Below are 19398 nucleotides of genomic sequence, written 5' to 3'. Positions count from 1 at the left end.
ACGTACGCTGCCCTCACAGGATCTCCTTCAGGTGCTTGACGATGGCCCCCACGTGGGGCGGGTCGAGCAGGTTGAGGTGGTGGGCGCCGCCGATCTCCACGACGCGCAGGCCGCTCGCGTGGGGGCCGAAGCCCCTGGTGGGGTCGTCGTGGTGGGCGTACCTGGGGTCTTCGACGGCCCACGGGGTCGGCTCGGTCGAGCGGTAGAGCACGACGGGGCCGTCATGCGGCCCCGGCTCGTAGAGCTCCAGCGCCCTGGTGTCCTCGTGCGAGGTGACCTGGTGGCGCAGGATCGCGGCGCCGAGGCCGGCCAGGACGCCCGATTCGGCCACTCGCTCCTCCAGGAGCTCCAGCTGGGCCTGCTCGGTCAGGCCTCGCAGGTCGTCCTCGGTGAGCTCGACGGCCGCGCCGTACGTGGACGACAGGTAGGCGGCGAAGCGGGCGTATCGGCTGGCCGTGGCGTCCGGCCCGGCCTCGCCGGGCAGACCCGAATCGATCATCACGACGAGCTCGGTCTCGGGCAGCCTCCTGGCCACCTCGTAGGCGAGGACGCCGCCGAACGACCAACCGCCGAGCCGTACGGCACGGCCGCCGGTCAGCTCCCTGACGGCGCGGGCGTAGCGTTCGGCCCGCTGCTCGACCGGGCCGGCCTCCTCCAGGCGCTCCAAACCGAAGACCGGGACGTCGAGCCCGCCGGCCAGCAGGGCGTAGACGCCGGTGGTGCCGCCCGCGGGGTGGGCCAGGAACAACGCGCCCTCCAGGGTGCCCGCCCTGGCCGCCTCGTTCAGGGGACGCACGATCCCCTGCTCGGCCTCGCCCTCGTCGAGCAGCCGCACGGCGTCGGCCAGCTCGGCGACGGTGCGCGGGGCCACCCGCAGCACATGGCCGAGCTCCTCGCCGAGCACCCGCAGAGCCTCGCCGAGGATCTCGCCCGGCACCGGCTCCGTCACCCCCGGCTCGCGTCCGAGCAAGCCCGAGAGCACCCGCACCACCTGCCGCTCGGCCGCGTCCCTCGGGCCGACGAACCGCTCGGGCAGGCTGCCGCCGTCGACGCCCAGCTCGGCGGCGACCGACCGGGCCAGCTCGCCCAGGGTCCCGCCGTTGAGCAGCGGCGCGATGGCGACGGTCACCCCGAAGTCGTGCTCGGCCATGCCGCGCAGCCGCGTGGCCGCCAGGGAGTCGAGGCCCAGATCGGTCAGGACGCTCCCCTCGTCGAGCCAGACCGGGTCGAACCCCAGCACCGTCGCCGCCCGCTCCCTGAGCAGCTCGACGATCGACTCCAGGTCGGCGGCCCCTGGCTCGCGCCGCTGCTCCTGGACGAAACCGGAGAAGTACGGCACGCGCGTGATCGACGGGAAGGCGGCGACGGCCCGCGAGACGTCCAGCCTGACCACCCCGGCCGAGATCCCGCGCTGCAGCAACGCCTCCAGGGCCTCGATGCCCTCCTCCTCGGTGAGCGGCTCCATGCCCGGCATCGCGGCCGCGCCCTGCCAGGTGCCCCAGGCGATCGACAGGCCCGGCAGCCCTTCGGACCTGCGCCGCTCGCACAGCGCGTCGAGGAAGGCGTTGGCCGAGGCGTAGGCGGCCTGGCCCGGCGAGCCCAGCAGGCCTGCAGCGGAGGAGAAGGCCACCCACCAGTCGAGGTCGAGGTCCTTGGTCGCCTCGTGGAGCCTGAGCGCGCCGTGGACCTTCGGTGTCCACACCCTGTGGACCGATTCCGGCGTCAGGTCGGCGACCAGCCGATCGTCCAGGACACCTGCGGCGTGGATCACTCCGCGCAGGGGCATGCCGCCCGTGGTGGCCGCCTCGACCAGGCGCTCGGCCGTGCCGGGGGCGGCCAGGTCGCCCTGGGTGCCGGCGGATCTGCTGTTGAGCACAACCCGGGTCGCGCCCCGGTCGAGCAGCCAGCGCTCGACGAGCCCGCCGAGGCGTCCGGTGCCGCCGGTGACGATGTAGGCGCCGTCGCGCACCACGCGCTTGCGTGAGAGGGCGGGGGTGCCGGTGAGGGGTGCGCGCACGAGGCCGGGGCCGGGGCCGGCAGCGAGGTCGGCGCGCACGAGGCGGGCCGCGTATCTGACCCCGTCGCGCCAGGCCACCTCGTCGTCGCCGGTGTCGCCCTCGGCGTGGAGCGCGTCCAGGGTGTCGACGTCGACGATCCGCACCCGCTGCGCCGGATGCTCGATGGCCAGCACCCTGCCCAGGCCACGCAGCGCCGCCGCCGCCGGATTGCCCGGCTCGGCGTTCCGCGTGACGATCGTGAGGCTCCGGCCCCTCGTCACCCGGCAGGCGATCTCCAGCAGCGCCTTCTCGGCCCCGAACGCGTCCAGGTCCGCGGGAAGGACCAGCCGCTCACCGGCCGACACGGCTCCGGGCGGCACCGGGACCCACGCGCGCTGCACCAGCTTGGCCTCGAACGGCACCGGCAGCGGCATGCCCGCCGTCTCGTCCACGGCCGCGTCGCCCGAGCCCAGGACGGCGCTGCCGTACCGCCTCCACACCCCGGCCGCGTTCTTGCGGCTCACCTCGACCAGGTCCTCGCCGACGGTCACGGTCACCTGGGCGGGCAGGGCCAGGGGCGCGTGCAGCCGCACCCGTCCGGCCGTCGTGCCCAGTTCGGAGGCGGCTGCGCAGGCCAGCTCGGCCACCTGGGCGAGCGACAGGTGCGTGCCCTCGGACAACTCCACGCTCCACGCGTGACCGGATGGCGTCTCCACGTGGACACCCAGCACCGGGTGGCCGGTGGGGCGGCGAACCCTGTCGGCCCAGTGCCGGGTGTGCCGCCACGGGGCGTGCGGCACGTCCACGATGCGGCCGCGCGTGCGCGGCGGGCTGGAGGCGGCGGCGAGGGCGAGCTGGGCGTAGAAGCTCTCGTCGGAGTCGCGGCGCGTCGAGCAGAAGTCGAGCCCGAGCATCGGGTGGGGGCTGACCTCGGTGAACAGGGTGAACCCGTCGTCGGCGGCGGCCCGCAGCGCCTGCGTGAGCCTGACCGGCCGGCGGATGCCCGCGGCCCAGTAGGCGGCCTCGAAGGTGGGCGCCTCGCGCGGGTCGTCGAAGACGGTCGAGTAGAAGGGGATCGTCGCCTTGGCCGGCGTCAGCGCGGCCAGGTCGGAACGCAGCAGCGGCAGCAGCGGCTGGACCTGCGGCGAGTGCCCAGCGCCCTCCGTGGTCAGCACCCGGCAGAAGACCTCGCGGGCAGCCAGCTGCTCCGCGAACCTGGCGATCTCGTCGGGCGCGCCGGTGACGACCGTGCGGGTCTGCGAGGCGTAGACGGCGACGTGCAGGGAGCCGGGCACCTGCGCGGCGGCCACGTCCACCACGGCCATGGCGCCGCCGCCCCCGAGCGAGGCCAGCCTGCGGGCCCGGCGGCAGATCACGCGCACGCCGTCGTGCACGCCGAGCCCTCCGGCGACGACCGCCGCAGCGACCTCGCCCATCGAGTGGCCGATCACGGCTCCCGGATGCATGCCGTAGGCCTGCCAGAGCCTGGCCAGGGCCAGTTGCACGGCGAAGATCAGCGGCTGGGCGGTGGCCACGCCCTCGGGTTCCGACCACAGGTCGATGCCCGCCTCCGCGCGGAGCAGCGGTGCGAGCTCTTCGAGGCAGGCGCGGAAGGCGGGCTCGGTGCGATGGAGGTGGGCGCCCATGCCGGGCCACTGCGAGCCGTACCCGCTGAAGACCCAGACGGGCGGCCGGGTGGCGGGCCGTACCGGCGCGGGGGTGGCGGCGGGCAGGTCGGCCAGGTCGAAGGCGGCGGCGGCGATCCTGCCCCGGTGGGCGCGACGGGCCAGGGTGTGGGCGATGTCGGCCGGGTCGGCCGCGGGACGCCAGGCGGCCAGGAGCGCGGCGTGCTCGCGCACCCGCTCGGCGGAGGCGTCGGAGAGGACGAAGAGCCGCCGCGCGGTGGGCGCTCCCGCATCGAGAAGGGGCGCGGCAGGGCGGGCCTCCCCACCGGCGTCGGCTCGCGCCGGAGGGCAGGCGTCCAGGACGACGTGGGCGTTGGTGCCGCCGAACCCGAACGACGACACCCCCGCCCTGGCGTCGTCGCGCGGCCACGGCGTCGGCTCGGTGACGACCTCCAGCCGCTCCCACGGCAGATGCGGGTTGGGCGTCGCGAAATGGATGCTCGCGGGAAGGACCCCGTGCCACAACGACAGGGCGGTCTTGATCACCCCGGTGACCCCGGCCGCCGCCTCCAGATGCCCGAGGTTGGACTTGACCGAACCGATCAACACCCGCCCGTCCACGGACGCGGCGATGGCCCGGCCCTCGATCGGGTCGCCGAGGAAGGTCCCCGTCCCGTGGCACTCGATGTAGTCGGGCCCGCGGTCCAGCCCGCCGTACACCGAGGCGAGGAGGGCCTGCTGGGCCTCGGGGTTGGGCGCCACCAGCCCGTTGGAACGCCCGTCCTGGTTGACCCCGGTCGCCCTGATGACGGCCAGCACCCGGTCGCCGTCCGCGTCGGCCAGCCGCTTCAGCACCACGACCCCGCAGCCCTCCGCGCGCACCATGCCGTCGGCGGAGGCGTCGAAGGCCTTGCAGCGGCCGTCGGGCGAGGTGCCGCCGCCCTGGTCGAAGGCGCGGGTGACGACCGGCGAGAGCAGCAGGTTGACCCCTCCGGCCACGGCCAGGTCGCACTCGCCCGAGCGCAGGCTGCGCACCGCCAGGTGCACGGCCACCAGCGAGGACGAGCAGGCGGTGTCGAGCGCCAGGGAGGGCCCGCGCAGGTCGAGCAGGTACGACAGCCGGTTGGCGGCGATGCTGAGCGCCGCGCCGGTCGCGGTCCAGGCGTCGATCCCGGCGGGATCTGCGGTGGTCAGGTAGGCGTACTCGTTGCCCGAGATGCCGACAAACACGCCGGTACGGCTGCCGCGCAACGACCGTGGCGCGAGCCCGCCGTGTTCCAGCGCCTCCCAGGCGGTCTCCAGCAGCAGCCGCTGCTGCGGGTCCATGGTCTCGGCCTCACCCGGCGAGATCCCGAAGAACTCCGCGTCGAATCCCGCGATGTCGTCGAGGAATCCGCCGTGCCGGGTGGCCTCCAGGCCCGCGAACGGCTCCCAGCGGCCCTCGGGCACGGTGGTCACGGCGTCCCTGCCCTCCATGAGCAGCCGCCAGAACTCCTCGGGGCCGTGCGCGCCCGGCACCCGGCAGCCCAGCCCGACCACGGCGATCGCGTCGTCGTGGTCGGCGGCGGTGAACGGCCCCGCGACGGGCTCCGGCGACGGGGAGCCCAGAGCCGCCGCCAGCCGGGCGATCGTGGGGTGTTCCCAGACCAGGGTGGGCGCCAGGTCGCGGCCGAGCAGCCCGGCCAGCTCCCCTGCGATACCGACGGCGTCCCTGGACGACAGCCCGAACTCCTCCAGCGGCCGGTCGGGGTCGACCTCGTCGGCGATCAGGCCGCAGCGGGCAGCGATCCGTTCGATGAGGAACCCACGGACATCGCCGCTCACTCGTCCTCCACGTCGCCGAGAGAGAAGTGATCGGCCAACCTACCGAGAAGTCCACGGCGGGGGCAGATGCCCGCCTCACATTCCGGTCCGACGATTTGTCACGGCGGTGATAACGGCTTTTGTCCGGCGCGACGCATCGGACACCGGCTTTCGTTGCCTCAGGGCATAGCCCGCGACCGGCCCGCTCCCTAGCCTCGCCCCATGCGTCGTGCCCTGCTGGCCATCACCGCCGCGCTCGCGGTGGGACTCGCCCCCGCCCCGGCGGCCGCCGACCCCGACTGGTCGCTGGTCCCCGACGGCCAGCCCGGAGGCCAGCAACCGACGCAGCCGCCGGTCCAGCAGCCGGGACAGCAGCCCACCCAGCCGCCCGCCGGTCAGGGGAAGTCAGGTGGAGGGTACGCCGCCTGGCAGCCCGCCCTGCCCGGCACCGCGCGGGTGGTCGCCGAACGCCGGTCCGGGCCGCGCACGCTCGACGTGCTGATCTCCTCCCGCGCGGTCGGCCGCCTGCTGCCGGTGCGCATGCTGCTGCCGCGCGGCTGGTCCAAGCAGGCACGCCGCACCTGGCCCGTGCTCTACCTGCTGCACGGCGGCGCCGACAACTACACCTCGTGGACGCGCATGACCGACATCGCCGCGCTGACGCAGGACGTGGACGCGATCGTCGTCATGCCGGAGGCGGGCCGCGCGGGCAACTACTCCGACTGGTACAACCGCGGCAAGGGCGGCCCGCCCGCCTGGGCCACCTTCCACACCTACGAGGTGCGCCGCCTGCTGGAGGTCGGCTACCGCGCGGGCGGCCGCAGGGCGATCGCGGGCCTGTCGATGGGCGCCTACGGCGCGATGAAGTACGCCGCCGCGAACAAGGGCATGTTCCGCTTCGCCGGCGCCTACAGCGGCATCATGGCGACCCAGCTGCCCGGCATCCCGCAGCTCATCATGAACGCCCAGGCCAGCGAGAAGCAGGATCCCCTGGCGCTGTGGGGCGACCCGTCGAGGAACAAGAAGGTGTGGGCCGCCAACGACCCCATGGTGCTCGCCCCCAACCTCAAGGGCGTCAGCCTCTACATCTCCAGCGGCACCACCAGCGGCCAGGGCGAGCTCGACCCGCCCGGCACCCCGTGGCATCCCGCCCACCTGGGCGAGCCGATCTCCGCCTACACCGCCAAGGCCTTCAGTCAGCGGCTGACCGGCCTGGGCATCGAGCACACGCTCAACCTGTACGGCAACGGCACCCATACCTGGCCGTACTGGTACCGGGAGTTCCGCACCTCCTTCCCCATGATCCTGGGCGCGCTGGGCCTGCCGGGAGGCGGCCCCGCCAAGGTCGGTGAGTGGAAACTCCACTGAACCCGCTCCGAGGTGGAGGAACCCCACCTCACCGCGGGCCATGAGGCGTTGTTAACTTTCAGTGCATGCCGTTCAGAGCCGCGCTGGCCGCCGCACTGCCCCCGCACCGCATCGTCGACGACCCCGACGTCATCGCCGCCTACTCCAACGACCAGGCCGCCTGGGCCCCGGCGGGCAAGGCCGCGCTGCTGGTGCGCCCGGCCGACGCCGAGGAGGTGCGCCGGGTCGTCGAGCTGTGCTTCGCCCACCGCGTGCCGGTGGTCGCGCGCGGGGCGGGCACGGGCCTGTCGGGCGGCGCCAACGCCGTCGACGAGTGCGTCATCCTCTCGCTCGAAGGCATGAACCGGGTCCTGGAGATCGACACCGCCGAGCAGCTGGCCGTGGTCCAGCCGGGCGTGGTCAACGACGACCTGCGCGCGGCCGTCGCCGCGCACGGCCTGTGGTACCCGCCCGACCCGGCCAGCTCGCCGTGGTCGACGCTCGGCGGCAACGCCGCGACCAACGCGGGCGGCGTGTGCTGCCTGAAGTACGGCGTCACCCGCGACTACGTGCTGGGCCTGCAGGTGGTGACCGGCGAGGGCAAGCTGGTACGGCTCGGCAGGCGCACCCGCAAGGGCGTGGCCGGCTACGACCTGACCGCGCTGATGATCGGCTCCGAGGGCACGCTCGGCGTGATCACCGAGCTGACCGTGCGGCTGCTGCCGCTCCCGCGCAAGCCGCACACGATCGTCGGCGCCTTCGACTCCCTGGTCGCGGCGGGCGAGGCGGTCGCCGAGGTGGCCAGGCGGGGGCTGACGCCCGACGCGCTGGAGCTGGTCGACCGCTACTGCCTCCAGGCGGTCGACGAGTGGAAGAACATGGGCCTGGCCGACCTCGGCGACGTGCTCCTGCTGGCCAGAAGCAGCACGGAGGAGGCCGCGATCCAGGACGCCTTCGACGCGGCGGGCGCGGTCTTCAGCACCCACTCCACCGACGAGGAGGAGGCGGAGGCGCTGTTCGCCGCCCGCCGCCTGGCCTACCCGGCGCTCGAACGGCTCGGCCCGGTGCTCACCGAGGACGTGTGCGTGCCCCGCGCGCTCGTCCCCGAGATGCTCGCCCGCATCGAGCGCCACGGCCGGGCGCACGGCGTGCACGTCGCCAACATCGCCCACGCCGGAGACGGCAACCTGCACCCGCTGATCATCGCCCAGGACCCCGACAAGGCGCAGATCGTCTTCGACCTGATCATCGACGACTGCCTCGACCTGGGCGGCACCGTCACCGGCGAGCACGGCGTGGGCCTGCTCAAGATGCGCGGCATGCGCACCGAGCTGGGCCAGGACGTGCTCGACATGCACCGGGCCGTCAAGGCCGCCCTGGACCCCGCCGGCATCCTCAACCCGGGAAAGGTCATCTGATGATCACCACCAGCGACGGCGTCGAGCTGCACTACCTGGAAGAGGGCTCGGGCCCCGTCACCGTGCTCGTCCACGGCTACTCCGCCCCCGCCACCTGGTGGGCCGTCCAGCAGCGAGCCCTGGTCGAGGCGGGCCACCGGGTGCTGGCCTTCGACCGCAGGGGCCACGGCGACGCCGCCGACCCCGCGTACGGCCAGCGCATCGCCAGGCACGCCGCCGACCTGCACGAGTTCATGGCCACGCTGGACCTGACCCAGGTGCTCCTGGTGGGCGCCTCCATGGGCGCCAGCGTCATCTGGTCCTACGCCGACCTGTTCGGCACCTCCCGGGTGCGCGGCATCGTGAGCGTCGACCAGACGCCCAAGATGATCAACACGCCCGCCTGGCCGTACGGCTTCTACGGCCTGACCCCCGACAACGCCGGCGTGCACTTCGCCGACGGCATCCCCGCCACCGACAGGGGCAACCCGCCCTACGACGCCGCCACCGCCGCGATGCTCGCCCAGCTCCCCCACAAGTACGACCTGCTGCGCGACCACGCCTCGCAGGACTGGCGCGACGTCGTGGCCAGGGTCGGCGTGCCGGTGCTGTTCGTCGCCGGGCGCGACAGCCAGTACTGGCCGTGCGAGCACGCCGAGGCGTCCGCCGCGCTCAACCCGCTCGCCCGCGCCGTCGTCCTCGACGAGTGCGGCCACGCCGTCCACAACGACCAGGCCGAACGGCTCGCGCAGGAGATCGTCGCCTTCTCATGACGTTGCGTTCCGACGAGCTGGCCGTGCTCAACGACCTGGCCAGGCAGCTGACCTCCATCCGTGACCCCGCGCACCTGCTGCGCCAGGTGGCCGTGGAGGCGCGCCGGCTGCTCGGGCTCGACGTGGCCTACCTCATGCTCGCCCGCGACGACGGGCTGCTGCGCATCGAGGTGGCCGAGGGCACGCTCGGCAACGCGCTGGAGGGCATCGAGGTGCCCTCCGGGGCGGGGCTCGGCGGGCTCGTCATGCAGAGCGGTGAGCCGCTGTGGAGCGCCGACTACCTGCGCGACGGGGGCATCCTGCATCTCGGGGCGGTGGACGCCGCGGCGGCGAGCGAGCGGCTCGGCGGCATCGTGGGGGTGCCGCTGCGGGTCGGTTCGGAGAGCATCGGCGTGTTGTTCGCCGCGGCGCGGCGGCCGCGGGAGTTCGCCGACCGGGAGATCGAGCTGCTCGCCTCGCTGGCCGGGCACGCGGCGCTGGCCCTGCACAACGCGCGGCTGTTCGCGCGCTACGAGCGGGCCACCGCCGAGCTCACCGCCGCCGTGGCGCTGCACCAGCGGCTGTCGCGGCTGGCCGTACGTGGCGGAGGGGTGGCCGAGACCGCCGCGGCCCTGGGCGAGGAGTTCGGCGCGGCCGTCACTTTCGTGGAGGGACCGGCAAGGAGCGCGGCGGGCACGGGCTCGGCAGGCTCGGGCTCGGGCGCGGCGGGCTCGGCGGGCTCGGCGGGCTCGGGCGCGATCGTCGGCGGTTCAGTGGTGTCGGCGCCCGTTCTCGTCGGTGAGGAGCACGTCGGCGATCTCGTGGTGCGCGGTGCCAGGCCCGCCGCCCACCTGCTGGAGACCGGCGCCACCTTCGTCGCCCTGGCCCTCGCCACCGAGCGCGCCGTCGCCGAGGCGGAGCGCCGGGCCAGCGGCGAGCTGTCGGCCGCCCTCTTCGGCACCCGCCTCGACGAGGCCACCGCCCGCCGCCGCGCGGGCCTGGCCGGGGTCGACCTCGACCAGGTGCGCTGCGTCGCCGTCCTGGACCCCGCCGACCCGTCGCTGGCCGCCAGGCTGGACGGCTGGGCGCTCGCCCACGAGGGCCGCTCGGTGGTCCTGCTGCGCGGCAAGGACCCCGCGGCCGTCCGTACACGCCTGCGGTCCCTGACATCCGCCGCCCAGAAGGTGACCGCGGGCGTCGCGGCCTGCGCGGGCGGCCCCGCGGAGGTACGGCAGGCGCAACGCGACGCCGCCTCCTGCGTGGGGCTGCTGCGCTCGCTCGGCAGGGAGGGCGCCTGCGCGCTGCCCGACGAGCTGGGCGTCTACCGCTCGCTGCTGGGCCAGGCGGGGCGCGAGGACCTGCGGCGTTTCGTGGACGTCACCGTCGGTCCCCTGCTGGCCGTGCCGCACCTGGCCGAGACGGCGCGGGCCTACCTCGACCGGTTCCGCCACCACGCGGCCACGTGCGAGGTGCTGCACATCCATCCCAACACGCTCTACAAGCGCCTGCGCCGCGTCACCGAGGTGCTGGGCGAGGGCTGGGACGGCCCGGCCAGGGCGCTGGAGGTCCAGCTGGCGCTGCGCCTGCACGGCCTGGGTTCATGAGACGGGCAGGATCTCCCGCTGGTCGTATTCGGTGCGCGCCTCCGAGATCTCCTGCTGGTGCCGTTCCGTCCACACCACCAGCGCCTTGGTGACCTCCTGGAGCGAGTTGCCGAGCGCGGTGAGCTCGTAGTCGACGCGCGGGGGCGAGACCGGGTAGACGGTGCGCTTGATCAGCCCGTCGCGTTCGAGCTGGCGCAGGGTGACGGTGAGCATGCGCTGGCTGACCCCGTCGATCTCCTTGCGCAGCTCGGTGAAGCGCATCGTGCGCCGGTCGAGCAGGGCGATGACGAGCAGCGACCACTTGTCGGCGATCCGGTCGAGGATCTGGCGCACCTCGCAGTCTTCGCGGGTGTCCCATTGCCGCACGTCATCGTCGGTTCCCGTGCAGTAACTCGGTGCCTTCCAAGTGCCGTCTTCCATGAGAGTCCATCCTGCTCCAGGATGTCCTTAGTTACAAGAAGGAACTAAGGAACAAAAATGAACTTCAGTGAGATCGAGGAAGACTTCAACGCCTACGTCGGGCGCACGAACTACGCGACGATGGTCACCGTCGACAGCAAGGGACGGCCCAGGACCCGGGTGCTGATCCCCGTGTGGGAGACGGTCGAGGGCGAGCCGCTGGGCTGGCTGGCGACCTACCGGACCCCCGTGAAGGCCGCCCACATCGCGGGCAACCCGCATGTCAACTTCTCCTACCTGGGGCGCGGCCTGAACTCCGTGGCGATCGACGCGGTCGCCGGGTGGGTGGGCGACCGCGAGACCAAGGCGCACGTGTGGGAGCTGTACGAGCGGACCAGCCCGCGGGGCGCGGGCTATCCGCTCGGCAACTTCTGGCGCTCGCCCGACGACCCCAAGCTGCACGTGATGCGCCTGGAGCCGTGGCGAATCCAGCTGGTGCGAGGATCCGACCTGCTCAGCCGGATCTGGAAGGCCTACTCGGAGCGCAGGTAGACCTGGCCGAAGACCTCCGCCAGCTTCTTCAGGTCGGTCGCGGCGTCGACCTCGGGGGTGGCCGGGTCGTAGATCGTGGCCAGCCTGGGCTTGACGGCGGCGAGCTTGCGCAGCTGCCCCCACGTCGCGTTGTCGGCCAGCTTCTCGCCGAGCACCCGGTGGACGGTGCCGTCGCCCGCCTGCCAGCGGGTCCACAACACGACGCTCTCGGCCGCGTCGGCCTGCAGCGGCGCGACGACCCTGTCGGTGATCGCCTTGGTCGCCTGGTCCTCGGTGAGCTGCGAGGAACCGGGCGCGGTGAGCACGGCGTCCTCGGCGGCGATGTGCCCGTAGGAGTCCCAGGCCTTGGCGCGCACCTCGATCCACTGGTTGCGCTGGGCGTCGGCGGCCTCGATGTTCCAGGCGGTGTACTCGGTGGCCAGGTGGCCGTTGTCGAGGCCGAGCTGGTCGATCTGGCCGCGCGACAGGAAGCCGCCGAAGGTGTCGGGGTTGAGCAGGGGGTACTTCTTGGTCAGCTCGCTCTTGCAGACGTCGCTGCTGCCGCAGCCCAGCACCGGCAGGACCGTGTGCGCGGCGAGCTTCTTGCCGGGCAGCGCGGCACGCAGCGCTGCCGAGGTCTCGCCGACGAACTTCTCGATCTCCTCGGTGGTGGCGAGGGTCTGGTTGTAGCCGAGCTGCGAGGTGAAGCGGATGCCCACGACGCCGGGCTGGGCGGCCAGGGCACCGACCCGCTGGACCGCCTCGGCGAGCTTGCCCGCCTTCCAGTCGTCGGCGAGTTCGGTGTCGATCCAGACGCGCATGCCGTGTTCGGCGACCGACTTGATCGTCTGGCCCTGGGCGGAGGCCGCGGCCTTGGCGATGGCCGCCGGGTCGATCGCGCAGGTGCCCGAGGTGCCGTCGACGCACTTGGGCGGGTCGTCGACCTCACCGGGCGGGACGTCGGGGTCGCCGTCGTCGTGCGGCTGGCCGTCGCCCTCGGCGCCGGGAGCGCAGTCGGTGGTGCAGTCGCTCATCACTCCCGGATACGGGCTGGCGTCGATCAGGTTCTGACCGTCGTTGCCCAGCCAGAAGTCGGCGATCGCGGCGGCCTCCTCCGGGGTGGCCAGCCACGTGCACACGACGTACGACGGGGTGCCCGGCGGGAGGTCACAGGGGCGAGCGGGCTGGGCCTGCGCCGAGGTGGGGGCGACGATGCCGAGCAGTGCGAGGGCGAGTCCGGCTGTGAGGATCTTCCGCTTGGTCATCACGCATGCTCCTGGGGGGACACTTGGGGCATGTTGCACACTATCTGGACGATCATCGCTGTTCAATGAGATCAGCCGCGTTCTTCACGCCATTCTCGACAGCCAGTCGTCTACCCAGTTGAGCTGATTTTTCATGACATTTCTGGACGGCATGCTGCAAACGCGCAGCTAGCGGCCCCGCCCGCAGCCCCTTCACCGGCAGCGGCTCCGGCCCCGCGCCGAGTTCCCTGACCCGCCTCCCCCAGAAGGGCTGATCGGCGAAGAACGGGCAGACCACGCTCGGCACCCCCGCCGTCAGAGCGGTCCCCGTCGTCCCCGCCCCGCCGTGGTGCACGACCGCCGCCATCCGGCGAAACAGCTGATCATGCGGCACCTCGCCCACGATCACCAGGTCGTCGGAGGGTGGCACGTCCAGCCCTTGGACCACCGCCCTGACCTTCGCCAGCCTCAGCGCCTCCATCACCTGTTCACCCAGCCGAGGGGTGACCGCCATGCTGCCGAAGCCGACGTAGACCGGAGGCGGGCCCGCCCGGAGGAAATCCTCCAAGTCTCCTGGGAGTCCGCCTCCTGGCAGCCGCCAGTAGCCGGTCAGCCGGACGTGCTCGGGCCAGTCGGGAGGCCTCGGCACCACGAGCGGGCTGACCCCGCACAACACCGGGACTCCTTCCCTGCGGTCCAGCGTGAACGGATCGCCCTTGAGCGGAGGCAGCCCGAGCACGCCCGCCCGCAGCCGGTCGGCCATGCGCCCGAGCACCGCCCACGCCAGCCGCTCCAGCAGGAGGTAGCTGGCCCGGTTCGCCGTCGCGCCGAGTGTCCTGAACGGGACGAGCGGGTTCGGGAAGCACCGGGTCGGCTCGCTCGGCTGGAAGTGCAGCAGCACGTGCCGCATGCCGTACCGCTCGGAAAGGTGCCTGCCGAAGGCCCCCAGGGGCGGGGCCAGCACCAGCTCGGCGCCCTTGCACGCGGCGTCGACCTCCAGCACGAGCTTCTCCGCCAGTGGTTCCACCACCGTGCGGAATCCCCTGACGAATCCGAGCGGGCCGCTGCCCAGCCAGGCCATGCCCTCCTCGCTCTCCACGATCGCCGCGGGGTCGACGGAGAGCGGCGCCATGATGAGCGGGGCTGTCACCAGGGGCGCGTAGCGGTGCGCGGCGGCGACGGTGACGTCGTGGCCCCTGCTCGCCAGCTCCAGTCCGAGCGCCACGCAGGGCTGGGTGTCGCCGCGCGACCCGAGCGCCAGGACCGCGATCCTCACGGCAGGGCCGCCAGGCTGATCAGCGCCCCGACGACCACCAGCAGCGCGGCGGCCAGCAGGCCCAGCGCGTAGCCGTACGAGAAGGTGCCCGCCTCGTGCACGATCACGCCGATCAGCGCGATGCCGAACAGGCCGGAGATCTCCCTGCTGACGGTGAACACCCCGCCCGCGATGCCGCCCCGCCCCTCCGGCGCGGCGCCGAGCACGGCGGAGCCGAGCGGCATCGTCAGTGCCGAGCCCGCGCCGATCAGGCAGACCGCGGGCAGCAGCTGCGCCCAGCCGTCGCCCGGCCGCAGGAAGGCGACCAGGGCCATGCCCGCCGCCACCATGACCAGGCCGAGCGCCACCGTGTGCCCGGGACCCAGCCGGCGCTCCACCATCGGCGCCAGGGGCGTGACCAGCACGACCAGCAGCGCCAGCGGGACGAAGGCCACGCCCGCCGCCGTCGGGCTGAAGCCGAGCACGCCCTGGAGGAAGATCGCGGTGAAGAAGAACACGCCGTTGACGCCCAGCCCCCACAACACCTGCGCGAGCACGCCGCCGGTGAACACCTTGCTCCTGAACAGCGCCGGATCCACCATCGGGTCGGCTGCCCGGCGCTCCACGGCCACGAAGACGACCGCGGCGACCAGGGCAGCCGCCGCCATGGCCACGATGACGGGCGACGTCCAGCCGTACTGCGGGCCGTGGATGAGGGCGAAGGTGCCCGCGGCGAGCACCACGGCCGAGCTCGCCAGCCCGCGCAGGTCCAGCCGCGGTCCGGCGGCCCGGCCGGCCCGGCCGGGCACCGCGACCAGGGTCAGGCCGATCGTCGCCAGCCCGATCGGCACGTTGATCAGGAACACCCAGCTCCAGTGGGCGTGCTGGCTCAGGTAGCCGCCCACCACCGGGCCCAGGGCCAGCGCGCCCGCGCCCGCCGCCATCCAGACGGCCACGCCCTGGGAGCGGCGCCGCTCGTCCTGACCGGCCAGGACAGCGAGCGTGGCGGGCAACGTCAGCGCCGCCCCCACGCCCTGCACCAGGCGGGCGGCGATCAGGGCCCCGATGTGGGCGGCCAGGCCCGCGGCGAGGGAGGCGGCGGTGAAGACCAGCAGGCCGCAGATCATCGCCCGCCGGTTCCCGTGCACGTCGGCCACCCGGCCGCCGGCGAGCATCAGCCCGGCGAAGGTCATGATGTATCCCGTCGCCACCCACTCCAGCGAGGGCAGCCGGGCCGCCAGGTCCTGCTGGATGCTGGGCAGGGCGACGGTCACCACGGTGTTGTCGAGGGTGGTGACGAATCCCGCGAGCCCCACGACGAGGTAGAGCAGCCGGCCCGCCGTGCGGTCACGGACGGTCGTGACGGCCATCAGTCGGCCTCCACCCAGGTCCAGCCCTCGCCCTCGGGCTTGACCACCTTGGGCCTGGACGCGGTCACCCGCACCCAGCCGGTCGGCCGGTCCCCGCCTTCCGTGCGGGGGTGCGGGTCGGTGTCGGCGCCAAACACCAGCGCAGGGGGCAGAGCGGGCGGCGGCGGCTCGTGCTCCCTGATCTCGATCCTGCGGTGGAAGCCGCGCAACCAGCCGGGCAGCCACCAGTTCGCCCCGCCCATCAGCCGCATGGTCGCCGGCACGAGCAGGGCCCTGACCAGGGTGGCGTCGACCACGATGGCCACGAACATGCCCACGCCGAGCAGCTTGACGATGGTGATGCCCGCCGTGGAGAAGGCGCCGATCACCACCAGGAGCAGCAGCGCAGCGCTGGTGATGATCCCGCCGGTCTTCTGCAGGCCCGCCGCCACCGCCGCGGTGTTGTCGCCGGTGCGCAGCCACTCCAGCCGCACCCTCGACAGCAGGAAGAGCTCGTAGTCCATCGACAGGCCGAAGACCACGGCCAGGATCAGCACGGTCACCGTGGCCTCGATGGAGCCGGTCACGGTGAAGCCCAGCACGGAGGCGAGGGCGCCGTCCTGGAACGCCCACACGATCACCCCGAAAGAGGCGCCGATCGACAGCACGTTCATGATCAGGGCCTTCAGCGGCAGGAGCAGGGAGCCGAAGGCGGCGAAGAGCAGCAGGAAGGTGACCCCGCCGACGAACAGCAACATCCACGGCAGCCGGGAGCCGAGGCTGTCGATCAGGTCCATCTGGGCGGCGGTCGAGCCGCCGACCACCACCGAGCGCACGTTCGGCTCCAGCTCCATCGAGCGGATCAGGGAGACGAGCTCCTGGGTGCGTTCGTCGAGCGGGTCCCAGGCGTAGCGGACCGCGAGCCGTACGGCGCCGTTGTCCTGGGAGAAGCCCGTGTAGTCCACGCCGGTGACCCCGTCGAGGCCCTCCAGGCGGGTGACGAACGGTTTGACGTCCACCGGGACGACGGGCGTGACGAGCTCGGTGTGCCAGGGCCCGGAGCGCGGCTCGGCGGCGAACTCGCGCTCGACCAGGACGTGCACGTCGATGGCTGCCATGGAGTTCTTGGCGAAGTCGCGGTCGATGGCCTCGGCCACCTGGCGGCTCTCGACGGAGGCGGGCAGCACGCGGTGGTCGACGTTGCCGAACTCCACCCGCAGGAACGGCAGCGCCAGCGCAACCAGCACGGCGCCCACGGCCAGCAGGTACAGCACCGGGCGCCGCATCACGCTGGAGGCGATGCGGTGCCAGAACCCGCCGGTGAGGCCGAGGTCGGGCAGCACGCGCAGGGCGTCGACCCGCCTGCCCAGGACCGCCAGCAGCGCCGGGAGCACCACGAGCGCGGCCAGCATGGCGACCACCACCACGGCAGCGGCGCCCATGCCGATCGAGCGCAGGAACATCTGCGGGAACAGCAGCAGCCCGAGCAGCGCCGTGGCCACGGTCAGGCCGGAGAAGGCCACGGTACGGCCGGCGGTGGCCATGGTCGTGACCACCGCCTCCTCCACCGTGACGCCGCGCCTGATCTCCTCGCGGAAGGCGGCCAGCACGAACAGGGAGTAGTCGATCGCCAGGCCCAGGCCGAGCATGGTCACCACGTTGAGCGAGAACACCGACACCTCGGTGACCTCGGTGAGCAGGCGCAGCAGCACCAGCGCGCCCAGAACGGAGAGCAGGCCGACGACCAGCGGCAGTCCCGCGGCGACGAGGCTGCCGAAGACGATCACCAGCAGGACCAGGACGACCGGCATCGAGATCGCCTCGGCCTGCAGCAGGTCGGCGGCGGTCTGGTCGTTGAGCGCCTTGAGCAGCGGAACCGTGCCGCCGACCGTCACCTGGAGGTTCTGGACGGCCAGCCGGTCCCTGATCGCGGCGTAGCCGTTCTGCTTGGTCTGGTCGCCGCCCTTAAGGGTGATCACCGCGTAGGTGGAGCGTTCGTCCTTCGAGACGAGCCTGGCCTCGCCGCTCGTCCAGTAGGTGACGATGCGCTCGACGTGCTGGCCCGGCAGGGCCTTGAGCGAGTCGTGGACGGCGTCCCTGTACCTGTCGTCGTCGACTTCGACCGTGGTGTGGCGGTAGAGCACCACGACGTCGGGCGCGCTGCCGCCGTACCAGTCCTCGTTCCACTCGGCGGCCGTCGTGGACTGCGCGCCGGGGTCCTCGAAGCCGCCGTCGGCCATGCGGCCGAACAGCTCCAGGCCGAACGGCGCGACCAGGATCGCCACCACCACGCTGAGGGTCAGCAGCGTCCATCTGCCCCGGTAGACGATCCGGCCGAGCGCCTCAAACACCTGCGAGCGCTCCTGCCAGGTAGGCCTCCCGGCAGGCCCGCCTGGCGATCTTCCCGCTGGAGGTGCGCGGCACCTCACCCGCCTCGACCAGGACGAAGTCATGGACGGCCAGGTTGTGTCCGCCCGCGACCGCCGCCCTGACCCGCCGCTCCACCTCCGGCGCCGGGGTGCCGGCGCCGCGCCGCGACCGTTCCGCGACGACGACCAGGCGCTCGGTGTCGTCGCCCGGCACGGCGAAGGCCGCGACGTGGTCCCTCCTGATCGCCTCGTCGGCTTCCTGGACGGTCGTCTCGATGTCCTGCGGGTAGTGGTTGCGGCCGTCGACGATCACCAAGTCCTTGAGCCTGCCGGTGACGTAGAGCTCGCCGTCGTGGACGACGCCGAGGTCGCCGGTGCGCAGCCAGCCGTCGGCGAAGACCCGCGCCGTGCGTTCCGGGTCGCGCCAGTAGGCGCGGGCGACGTTGGGGCCCTTGACCCAGATCTCGCCGACGTGGCCTTCCGGCAGCGGGCCCGCGTCGGCGACGATCCTGATCTCCTGGCCGTACGGGCGGCCGCAGGAGACCAGGGTGCTGGCGGGCCCGTCGCCCGCGTGGGGTACGGCTCGCCCGGCGTTGAGCGAGTCACGGCGGAAGCTGGTGAAGCGGGCGGGCTCGTCGCGTCCGGTGGCGGTGACGAAGACGGTGGCCTCGGCCAGGCCGTAGGCGGGGGTGTGGGCCTCGGGGCGCAGGCCGTACGGGGCGAAGCGGGCGTTGAAGCGCTCGACGGTCGCGGGGCGCACAGGCTCGGCGCCGTTGAGCATGACCTGCACGCCCGACAGGTCCAGCCCGGCCAGCTCGTCGTCGGTGCAGCGGGCCAGGCAGTACTCATAGGCGAAGTTGGGTCCGCCGGTGAAGACGTCGTCGAAGGAGGCGAGCAGCTCGAACCAGCGCGACGGCTTCATGACGAAGGCCACCGGGTCCATGAAGGCCACGTGGTTGCCGCCGACGATCGGCGCCATGATCGTCGCGATGAGGCCCATGTCGTGGAAGAGGGGTAACCAGAGCGCCGCCGTGGAGGTGCGCGGGGTTCCGCGGAAGGCGGAGTAGAGCTGGGCGGCGTTGGCGGAGACGTTGCCGTGGGTGATCTCGACGCCGGCCGGCGACCTGGTGGAGCCCGAGGTGTACTGCAGGTAGGCCAGGTCGTCGGGGTCGAGGTCGGGCAGCCCGGCGAACTCGTCGGCGAGCAGGTCGGAGACGGCGTCGACGAGCACCACCGTGCCCTCGAAGCCGGTGCCCCCGAATCCGGTGCCCCCGAATCCCGTGATCAGCGGCAGCGTGGCGCGTGTCGTGGCCACCACCGTGGGGGCGGCGTCGGCGAAGGCGTGCTCCAGCCGCGAGGCGTGCCCCGGCAGGTCGGGCGAGAACAGCGGCACGGCGACGAGCCCCGCGTAGAGGGTCCCGAGCATCGCCACCACGTAGGAGAGCCCCTGCGGCACGAGCAGCGCCACCCGATCGCCCGGCCCCGCCACCTCGCCGAGCCGTACGGCCAGGGCGCGGGCCTTGAGGTCGGCCTGCCGCCAGGTGAGGGTGTGCCGCGCGCCGTCGCCGAGGTGGTCCACGAAGGTGTAGGCGGGAGCGTCCGGGATCTCCCGAGCCCACTGCGCTACGCGGGCAAGAAGCATGGAAACCCCTCCCAACGGCGGATACAGCAAATTACGGGAGAAGTGTTCGCGAATCTTGCCAAACGCCCGCACATTCCAGAACCG

Annotated in this window: 12 protein-coding genes; 5 read left to right on the top strand and 7 right to left on the bottom strand. The window is 73.0% G+C overall.

Annotated features, from left to right (window positions below; genetic code table 11):
- Positions 1-13 precede the first annotated feature (13 nt).
- Positions 14-5446 (bottom strand): beta-ketoacyl synthase N-terminal-like domain-containing protein, encoded by a 5433-nt coding sequence (locus ACIBH1_RS31180; protein ID WP_397317533.1) that lies wholly within the window; start codon positions 5444-5446, stop codon positions 14-16.
- 201 nt (positions 5447-5647) lie between these two features.
- On the opposite strand from ACIBH1_RS31180, the gene ACIBH1_RS31175 reads away from it, so the two are divergent.
- The 4 genes from ACIBH1_RS31175 to ACIBH1_RS31160 all read left to right on the top strand — a co-directional run bounded on the left by ACIBH1_RS31175 (position 5648) and on the right by ACIBH1_RS31160 (position 10525).
- Positions 5648-6793, top strand: a complete 1146-nt coding sequence (locus tag ACIBH1_RS31175; RefSeq protein ID WP_397317532.1) for an alpha/beta hydrolase — start codon at positions 5648-5650, stop codon at positions 6791-6793.
- A gap of 65 nt (positions 6794-6858) precedes the next feature.
- Positions 6859-8190, top strand: coding sequence for an FAD-binding oxidoreductase (locus ACIBH1_RS31170; RefSeq protein WP_397317531.1), 1332 nt, complete (start codon positions 6859-6861; stop codon positions 8188-8190).
- The gene (locus ACIBH1_RS31165; protein ID WP_397317530.1) at positions 8190-8942 is read left to right on the top strand and encodes an alpha/beta fold hydrolase; all 753 of its coding nucleotides are present in this window, start codon (positions 8190-8192) and stop codon (positions 8940-8942) included. The genes ACIBH1_RS31170 and ACIBH1_RS31165 overlap by 1 nt, the downstream gene beginning before the upstream one ends.
- Positions 8939-10525 (top strand): helix-turn-helix domain-containing protein, encoded by a 1587-nt coding sequence (locus ACIBH1_RS31160; RefSeq protein ID WP_397317529.1) that lies wholly within the window; start codon positions 8939-8941, stop codon positions 10523-10525. The genes ACIBH1_RS31165 and ACIBH1_RS31160 overlap by 4 nt, the downstream gene beginning before the upstream one ends.
- On the opposite strand, the gene ACIBH1_RS31155 is transcribed toward ACIBH1_RS31160, so the two are convergent.
- Positions 10520-10945 (bottom strand): helix-turn-helix domain-containing protein, encoded by a 426-nt coding sequence (locus ACIBH1_RS31155; protein WP_181614093.1) that lies wholly within the window; start codon positions 10943-10945, stop codon positions 10520-10522. The two genes, ACIBH1_RS31160 and ACIBH1_RS31155, sit on opposite strands and share 6 nt — an antisense overlap.
- A 57-nt stretch (positions 10946-11002) precedes the next feature.
- Here ACIBH1_RS31155 and ACIBH1_RS31150 point away from each other — a divergent pair, with 57 nt between their 5' ends.
- Positions 11003-11476 carry a pyridoxamine 5'-phosphate oxidase family protein gene (locus ACIBH1_RS31150; RefSeq protein WP_397317528.1) on the top strand — a complete coding sequence of 158 codons (474 nt, stop codon included), beginning with the start codon at positions 11003-11005 and terminating at the stop codon, positions 11474-11476.
- On the opposite strand, the gene ACIBH1_RS31145 is transcribed toward ACIBH1_RS31150, so the two are convergent.
- From ACIBH1_RS31145 to ACIBH1_RS31125, 5 genes are read right to left on the bottom strand one after another with little or no spacing between them, the layout of a single operon-like run.
- A complete protein-coding gene (locus ACIBH1_RS31145; RefSeq protein WP_397317527.1) occupies positions 11458-12720 on the bottom strand; it encodes a hypothetical protein in 1263 nt (420 codons plus the stop codon). The genes ACIBH1_RS31150 and ACIBH1_RS31145 overlap by 19 nt on opposite strands.
- A gap of 52 nt (positions 12721-12772) precedes the next feature.
- Complete coding sequence (locus ACIBH1_RS31140) at positions 12773-13975, bottom strand: glycosyltransferase (protein WP_397317526.1); 1203 nt, start codon at positions 13973-13975, stop codon at positions 12773-12775.
- Positions 13972-15324, bottom strand: a complete 1353-nt coding sequence (locus ACIBH1_RS31135) for an MFS transporter (RefSeq protein ID WP_397317525.1) — start codon at positions 15322-15324, stop codon at positions 13972-13974. The genes ACIBH1_RS31140 and ACIBH1_RS31135 overlap by 4 nt, the downstream gene beginning before the upstream one ends.
- Complete coding sequence (locus ACIBH1_RS31130; protein WP_397317524.1) at positions 15324-17654, bottom strand: MMPL family transporter; 2331 nt, start codon at positions 17652-17654, stop codon at positions 15324-15326. The genes ACIBH1_RS31135 and ACIBH1_RS31130 overlap by 1 nt, the downstream gene beginning before the upstream one ends.
- Positions 17647-19314, bottom strand: a complete 1668-nt coding sequence (locus ACIBH1_RS31125) for a fatty acyl-AMP ligase (RefSeq protein ID WP_397317523.1) — start codon at positions 19312-19314, stop codon at positions 17647-17649. The genes ACIBH1_RS31130 and ACIBH1_RS31125 overlap by 8 nt, the downstream gene beginning before the upstream one ends.
- Positions 19315-19398: the final 84 nt, after the last annotated feature.

It is taken from the genome of Nonomuraea sp. NPDC050663 (genome assembly GCF_044456985.1).
In the GTDB taxonomy this organism is placed as follows: domain Bacteria; phylum Actinomycetota; class Actinomycetes; order Streptosporangiales; family Streptosporangiaceae; genus Nonomuraea.
The sequence above is the reverse complement of the archived record's forward strand: the minus strand, read 5'-3'. Positions and strand labels throughout refer to the sequence as shown.